Genomic DNA, 7,534 nt, shown 5'->3' with positions numbered 1-7,534 from the left:
CCAGTGCGTCTCCGCCGTCTCCAGCGACCCAACAACCGCCTCAGCAGCGCCGGTGAAGGGGGTTCTAAGTATTACTCTCACACACCGCAAGCAGAAAATTCGAGATTCAGGAAAAAAATCGCCGTTCAGTGTTTTTCTTATTATAAACAGTTACTTAAGAAAATAATCCGTCACACGCTTTTAAGCACATGCAGTGTGAAACGCCAAGTTACGGCATTTAAACAGAGTTACCCACAGACTCAGTTTTGGTTCAGGCGGAATCGGCCCGGCGAAGACGCGTCAGAAGCCGGGGAAACGGCACACGAAGAAGCAAAAGCCCGATGATCAGAGACAGATAAATCAACGGCTCGACCTGAAAACCCTTGGCCAGCATGACGTAATGAAGCCCACCCAGAATAGCCGCCGGGAATACAAGACGTTGCAGATTGCGCCAGCGTGAGCCCAGCTTGCGAACAGACAGGTTGTTCGATGTCACCACCAACGGGATCATCAACACAAAGGCGACCATGCCAACCGTAATATAGGGGCGTTTCACGATATCGGCCCAGATCTGGCTGGGCACCTGAACATCCAGCACCAACCAGACCAAAAGATGCAGGCTGACATAGGCAAAGGTCAGAACACCAAGGGCGCGACGAAATTTCAGCAGGTTCACCCCAATAAACCGGCGCAAAGGCGAAATCGCCAGAACGGCGATCAACAGCTGGAGCGCTAACTCTCCGTATCGATGTTCCAGCGCTTCAATCGGATCTACGCCCAGGCCGCCGGTCAGCCCCTGATAAAAAAGCCAGGGCGCCGGAAGCGCCCCAAGCAAATAGACGACCCAGACAGGAAGCTGACGCAATGTCTGATTCACGCGTTGCATGGGTTCAATAGAACTTCGTCAGGTCCATACCCTCGTACAGCCCTGCGACCTCTTTCTCGTAGCCGTTAAACATGAGCGTCGGAACACGCTTGGCGAACAGGCCACCCCCGATTTTTCGCTCCGACGCCTGAGACCAGCGCGGGTGATCCACATTCGGGTTCACATTGCTGTAAAAGCCGTACTCGCGCGGGTTTGCCATATTCCAACTAGTCGGAGGTTCAACATCCGTGACGGTAATCCGCACGATCGATTTGATCGACTTAAATCCGTACTTCCACGGAACGACCAAACGCAGCGGTGCGCCGTTCTGGTTGGGAATTGGGCGACCGTATATGCCGGTAGCGATCATTGTCAGGGGATGCATCGCCTCGTCTAGGCGTAGACCTTCGCGATAGGGCCAGTCCAGAACCGGATAGCGCACTCCGGGCATCTCATCTGGAACCAGGGCAGTTTCGAAGGCCACGTATTTGGCGCCTTCCTGAACACCCGCCATGTTCAGCAGGTCGGCCAGTTCGAACCCGTTCCACGGAATCACCATTGACCACGCCTCGACGCATCGGAAACGGTATATGCGTTCTTCGACCGTCATCTCGGACATGATGTCTTTGAAGTCATAATCGCCGGGATTGTCGACCAGACCGTCAATCCTGACGCTCCACGGCTCAGTGGTCAGCGCATGCGCGTATCTTACCGGATCATCCTTTCCGGTGCCAAACTCGTAGTAGTTATTGTACGAGGTGATCTCTTCCCAGGCGTTGGGCTCCAACGCCTCTTGCGCCGAGGCACCTTGTGCCAAATGAGCCAGCCCGACACCCGCCAGCCCGGCCATGACCTGACGCCGGTTCAGGAACGCCGCCCGTGGGGTAACGTCTGCATGTGTCAATGTGTTGGTCCAGCGATGCGCCATGTGTGTCTCCGTCGTCAAGCTTGCTATTGTACGAGATAGTCCGCTGATACCACAGCACCAAGAAAACAGGCGTAACGATTCAGAGACGAGATTGTAACGCTCGCGCTTTTCCCAGCGTTATTCAGGTTGGGCAAACGGCTCAGCGCATTGTGCACAGGTCAAGCAGATAAACACAGTCGCGGGACTATTTCTGCCAGCAGCAGCGGAGCATTCGCTAATGGGTCAATGCCCGGCCTTTGAACAGAAACTGGTGCCGTCTCACCGACTGAATCAACCTTTGAATCAGCTTTCAGAGTGCCTCAGCCCGACAGCATGTCTGAAATCTGCACCGCGTATCTGTCAGTCATGCCCGAAACAAAGTCGGTCAGGGAATGCAAAGCGGTATACGCATCAACGACGTCGCGCAGATCCAATTTGACAGCATTAATAAGTTGCCGCTCGTAGTCCGGCAGTTCATCCTGCTGCCAATTGCGTTGGGCAAGCTCCTCATACACCGGGCATAGGCCATCCAGCACCTTTCGGATCACGTTGCGGCCCTTGACTTCAAGCCGGGTCTTGCGCGGCGCCTTGAAAAGCTGCTCTCGCGCCAGTTTCTCAATCTTGGCAAAGTCTTTGGCGCGGCTAGACACACCGATAAGCGAATCCGAGAAGCTACCATCCAGAATCGCGGCGTGGTTTGCCTTGAAGGCATCAACGCAGGCTGTGATAGCGGCGCCTATGGCACGGGCGCGCAAATAGCTGATTTCTTCGAACTTGCTATAGCCGCCCTGATTGCTGCTTGGGCTATTGGCGAAGGCGGACAAAAGACCCTGAACTTCTTTAAAAGACAGGTCGCCCGCCGAATACCCATCCTCCAGATCGACGATGTTATAGCAGATGTCGTCGGCTGCCTCGACCAGATAGACCAGCGGGTGCCGCCGCCACCAGCTTTGGCCGTCGGGGCCCTGCGCCTCGGGCAATCCCATCGCCTGAGCTGCTTGCGTGAAATACGCCCGCTCAGTTTCAAAGAACCCGAATTTCTTGGCCCCAACATAGGGTTGAGCCAGCTTGTCCTTGAATCGTTTCGAGGTCTCGGCCCCCATCGGGTATTTCATGAATGCCCCCAGAACCGCATTGGGCATGCGCATACCCCCTTGGTTCCGGTACATCTCCAGCCGGGTCAGGATGCGAAAGCCCTGCGCGTTGCCTTCGAATTTCTCGAACTCCTGCCAGCGATCCTCCGCGATTCCCATTAAGACGGGTGAATCTCCGCGGAGTTTATCTGAACACCACTTGCCAATCGCCTCTTCGCCGGAATGCCCGAAAGGCGGATTTCCGACGTCATGAGCCAGACAGGCCGCCTGCACGACGCCCGCCACTTTATGGGCATCCTCGGGAGCAATGAACTTTTCCTCGGCCAACCAAACACCGACCTGCATCCCAATGGACCGGCCAACACTTGCCACTTCTTCGGAATGGATCAGGCGATGGCGCAGATGATCATTGTCATAGAGCGGATGGACCTGCGTCTTGTTCGCCAATCGGCGGAACGGGGCAGAAAAGGTGATCCTGTCTGCGGCAATTACATATGATGGGCGCTCGGCCTGTTCCTGTTTGTTGTCGTAGGTATCCGTATTCAACAACTGCGCCCAATTCATTTTCGCCATGCAGAAGACTTCCTTTCCAACAATTTCAGAGGGTTCGTGACAGAAAAACCCGCCCTGGGAAAGGGCGGGTTTCATGTTCGTTTAAGAGCGCTTAGTGCACCACGGCATCATCCGGTCGCGGGCGTTCTGACGTACCCAACCGGTCGCCGATGATCAAACCGTCGGCCCCGGCACTGACCGGGACGGTCTCACCATCCTTGATCTCGCCAGCCAGCAACGCCTCGGCCAGCGGGTTCTGCAAGGCACGCTGGATCACACGTTTTAATGGACGCGCGCCAAACACCGGATCATAGCCTTCGTTCGCCAGCCATTCCTTTGCGCTATCATCCAGGGCCAGCTCGATCTTGCGGGCAGCCAGACGTTTTTGCAGACGCGCCATCTGGATATCGACGATGCCATCCATGTCGGCCCGCTTGAGCCGGTCAAAGATGATGGTCTCGTCCAGACGGTTCAGGAACTCTGGCCGGAAATGCGCCCGGACCGCATCCATCACATCCCGCCGTGCCTGCGCGCTGTCGGCGCCTTCGGGCAACTGGCTCAGCGCCTGAGACCCAAGGTTCGACGTCAGGATGATCAGCGTCTGCTTGAAATCCACGGTGCGACCCTGACCATCGGTCAGAACACCATCGTCGAGAACCTGCAACAGCACGTTGAACACATCCGGGTGCGCCTTTTCGACCTCGTCAAACAGCACGACCTGATAGGGCCTGCGCCGTACGGCTTCGGTCAGCACACCGCCTTCATCATACCCGACATAGCCCGGAGGGGCACCAATCAGACGGGCAACTGCGTGTTTCTCCATAAATTCGGACATGTCGATGCGGACCATCGCGTTGTCGTCGTCGAACAGGAAATTCGCCACCGCTTTGGTCAGCTCGGTCTTACCCACACCAGTTGGTCCGAGGAACAGGAACGAACCCAGCGGGCGGTTCTCGTCGTTCAAACCCGCCCGCGCACGGCGCACCGCATTGGCCACGGCGGTCACCGCCGCATCCTGACCGATCACGCGGGAATGCAGATCATCTTCCATCCGCAGCAGCTTCTCACGCTCGCCTTCCAGCATCTTCGACGTCGGGATACCAGTCCAGCGTTCGACAACGGACGCAATCTGTTCCGGACGCACCGTTTCCTCGGCCATCATGGCGTTGCTTTCCTGGCTTTCGGCTTCGGTCAGCTTTTTCTCAAGCTCGGGGATGACGCCATAAGACAGCTCCCCTGCCTTGGCGAGGTTGCCTTCCCGCTTGGCGATCTCCAGATCAGCACGCGCCTTGTCGAGCTGTTCCTTCAGATCGCGAGCACCGGCAAGCTTGTCGCGTTCTGCCTGCCACTGGGCAGTCATCTCAGCGGATTTCTCCTGCAGTTCGGCCAGATCCTTTTGCAGGCTTTCCAGTCGATCCTTCGAGGCCGCGTCATCTTCAAGCTTCAGCGCCTCTTCCTCGATCTGCATCTGCAGGATTTGGCGATCCAACTGATCGAGTTCTTCGGGTTTGGAGTCCACCTCCATCCTCAACCGCGAAGCTGCCTCATCGACCAGGTCGATCGCTTTGTCCGGCAGGAAACGGTCGGTGATATAGCGATGCGACAACGTCGCCGCTGCCACGAGCGCCGAGTCCGACACGCGCACACCGTGGTGCAGCTCATACTTTTCCTTAATGCCGCGAAGAATGCTGATCGTGTCCTCGACCGTCGGTTCCTGCACCATGACGGGCTGAAACCGGCGCGCAAGGGCCGCGTCTTTTTCGACGTATTTGCGGTACTCGTCCAGTGTGGTTGCGCCGATACAATGCAGTTCACCTCGGGCAAGCGCAGGCTTGATCAGGTTGGCGGCATCCATCGCGCCGTCGGATTTGCCGGCACCGACCAGCGTGTGCATCTCGTCGATGAACAGGATAATCTCTCCGGCGGCCTCGGTCACTTCGGTCAGAACGGCCTTGAGACGCTCTTCGAACTCACCGCGGTATTTCGCGCCAGCAATCAGCGCACCCATGTCGAGCGCCAGCAGCTTCTTGTCCTTCAGCGATTCCGGCACGTCACCGTTAATGATGCGCAGGGCCATGCCTTCGGCAATTGCGGTTTTACCGACGCCGGGTTCACCGATCAGAACCGGGTTGTTCTTAGTGCGACGCGACAAAACCTGCATCGAGCGGCGGATTTCCTCATCCCGCCCGATGATCGGGTCGATCTTGCCCTCAGCAGCGGCCTCGGTGAGATCGCGCGCATATTTCTTCAGCGCGTCATAGCCTTCTTCCGCAGACGCGCTATCCGCGGTGCGCCCTTTGCGGATGTCGTTGATCGCTTCGTTCAGCTTTTGCGCGGATACGGCACCGGCTTCCAACGCCTCCTTGGCCTTGGATTTCACCATGCACAGCGCCATCAGAACACGCTCGACCGGTACAAAACTGTCGCCCGCCTTGGTGGCGATCTTCTGCGCCTCGTCCAGAACCTTGGCTGTCTGGCCGTCCATGTAAATCTGACCGGAGTCACCGCTGACTTTCGGAATCTTGCCCATCGCGGCATCCAACGATTCAACCACACGGGTGGGTGCGCCGCCCGCGCGTGTGATCAGATTGCTTGCCAACCCCTGATCGTCATCCATCAATGCCTTGAGTATATGTGTGGGCTCCAGCCTCTGGTGCCCCTCGCGCAAAGCAATTGTTTGCGCGGCCTGCACGAAACCCCGTGCCCGCTCGGTGAACTTGTTCAAGTCCATTGTATTCTCCTTTTCAAAGCGCCCTAGGTGTGACGCGCCCGCTTGGCGGCACGCGTCGAACTGGGCCTCGATTCCAATCTGGGAAATATCTTCGTTCGTTCAAGTGTCTAAATCTCAGATTCGCGCCCAAACGGCCTATTGGCGCGGGATCGAGTAAACCGTATAGCCGCCGGTTTGCGCCACTTCGCGCGCAGGGTACATTTCGACCAATGACCGGTCTGCATCACTGCCCGTCGGACAGGAAACCAAGTCTGCAGCGTCATCCAGAAAATTGACCGTAAACGCCGTTTCTCCGGTCAGCTGACAGTCGTCATCGCCAGATCGATACCCGCGCACGAAGCGCAAATCATCGTTGGGTGGCGGTCCGGTGACCGTGTTCGATTCCCCGCTTTGCGGTGATGTATCCTGACATCCCGCCAGAGCCATCAGGAGTCCTGCTATCAACACTTGTCTCATGCTCTCCCCATCCGTTAGTCGCGCTTAGCAACCGGCAGCATAACACAATCTGTTCCTATCTGCCTGATCTTGATCGCAGGACTGTCCTGCATGGACAGCGGGCGCGGAACCCGCTAGGACGCAGGCGTTTGCCAAAAAGGAGCCTGCCCGATGTCCGATGACCGCCTGATCGTTGCCCTAGATGTTCCAAACGCCCTGCAGGGATTGGCCATGGCTGAGCGTCTGGGGGATACCGTGTCCTTCTACAAAATCGGGCTGGGAATGCTGACCGGCGGCGGATTGGCCTTGGCGAACGAACTCAAGCAAGATTACGGCAAGCGCATTTTTCTGGACATGAAACTGTTCGACATCGGCAATACGGTAGAGAATGCGGTGCGCGGGTTGGCGCAGTTCGATCTGGATTTTTTGACCGTTCATGGCGACCCCCACGTGGTGCGCGCAGCGAAAGAGGGCGCTTCGGGCAAAGATTTGAAGATTCTGGCCGTCACCATCCTTACCTCGCTAAACCGCGAGGATCTGGATGCCTGTCTGATGAAAGACGGCGACGTGCAAGAGCTGGTGGTAGAACGGGCGGCCCGCGCGCTTGAGGCCGGTGCCGATGGCGTCATCGCCAGCCCCCGCGAAGCTGCCCTGGTCCGCGCCCTGCCCCAAGCCGAAGGCCGTCTGATCGTGACGCCCGGTGTGCGCCCGGCCGGTGCGGCATTAGGCGATCAGAAACGCGTCGCAACACCCGCCAGTGCAATCGGCGATGGCGCGGACCATATCGTTGTCGGGCGTCCGATCTATCAGGCAGAGAATCCAAAGGCCGCGGCAGAGGCGGTTCTTGCTGAGTTAAATTCCTTGACACGGCACTGAAACGCCAAACAAAACTGGCGGGATTCCGCGCTGAATCGCCCTGCAACCAGTTGACCTTGCGTCACTTTTCTACGGACTGCCCCCAATTCGTCCCT

6 protein-coding genes are annotated in these 7,534 nt (G+C 57.5%); 1 reads left to right on the top strand and 5 read right to left on the bottom strand.

Annotation, left to right across the window (positions count from 1 at the left end; translation table 11 throughout):
* Positions 1-250: 250 nt before the first annotated feature.
* The 5 genes from msrQ to AVO44_RS16090 form a co-directional block, all read right to left on the bottom strand.
* The gene (gene msrQ / locus AVO44_RS16110) at positions 251-865 is read right to left on the bottom strand and encodes a protein-methionine-sulfoxide reductase heme-binding subunit MsrQ (RefSeq protein ID WP_068338926.1); all 615 of its coding nucleotides are present in this window, start codon (positions 863-865) and stop codon (positions 251-253) included.
* A gap of 4 nt (positions 866-869) precedes the next feature.
* Positions 870-1,772 (bottom strand): protein-methionine-sulfoxide reductase catalytic subunit MsrP, encoded by a 903-nt coding sequence (gene msrP / locus AVO44_RS16105; RefSeq protein ID WP_068338923.1) that lies wholly within the window; start codon positions 1,770-1,772, stop codon positions 870-872.
* A gap of 299 nt (positions 1,773-2,071) precedes the next feature.
* Entirely contained in the window at positions 2,072-3,418 is a 1,347-nt protein-coding gene (gene dgt, locus AVO44_RS16100) for a dGTP triphosphohydrolase (protein ID WP_233422001.1), read from the bottom strand.
* Positions 3,419-3,509: 91 nt separating this feature from the next.
* A complete protein-coding gene (clpB, locus tag AVO44_RS16095) occupies positions 3,510-6,128 on the bottom strand; it encodes an ATP-dependent chaperone ClpB (protein ID WP_068338920.1) in 2,619 nt (872 codons plus the stop codon).
* A gap of 135 nt (positions 6,129-6,263) precedes the next feature.
* Positions 6,264-6,575: a hypothetical protein gene (locus AVO44_RS16090; protein WP_233422004.1), complete on the bottom strand. Its 312-nt coding sequence runs from the start codon at positions 6,573-6,575 to the stop codon at positions 6,264-6,266.
* A 159-nt stretch (positions 6,576-6,734) separates the two neighbouring features.
* Between AVO44_RS16090 and pyrF the strand changes: the two genes are divergently transcribed.
* Positions 6,735-7,439: an orotidine-5'-phosphate decarboxylase gene (pyrF, locus tag AVO44_RS16085; RefSeq protein ID WP_068338914.1), complete on the top strand. Its 705-nt coding sequence runs from the start codon at positions 6,735-6,737 to the stop codon at positions 7,437-7,439.
* Positions 7,440-7,534 lie beyond the last annotated feature (95 nt).

The organism is Ruegeria profundi (assembly GCF_001507545.1).
GTDB classification, from domain to species: Bacteria; Pseudomonadota; Alphaproteobacteria; order Rhodobacterales; family Rhodobacteraceae; genus Ruegeria; species Ruegeria profundi.
This window is presented reverse-complemented; position numbering and strand designations above follow the sequence as displayed.

Coding starts and splice junctions, on each gene's coding strand:
- msrQ (WP_068338926.1), bottom strand. CDS start 865: ATGCAACGCGTGAATCAGACATTGCGTCAGCTTCCTGTCTGGGTCGTC.
- msrP (WP_068338923.1), bottom strand. CDS start 1,772: ATGGCGCATCGCTGGACCAACACATTGACACATGCAGACGTTACCCCA.
- pyrF (WP_068338914.1), top strand. CDS start 6,735: ATGTCCGATGACCGCCTGATCGTTGCCCTAGATGTTCCAAACGCCCTG.
- clpB (WP_068338920.1), bottom strand. CDS start 6,128: ATGGACTTGAACAAGTTCACCGAGCGGGCACGGGGTTTCGTGCAGGCC.
- dgt (WP_233422001.1), bottom strand. CDS start 3,418: ATGGCGAAAATGAATTGGGCGCAGTTGTTGAATACGGATACCTACGAC.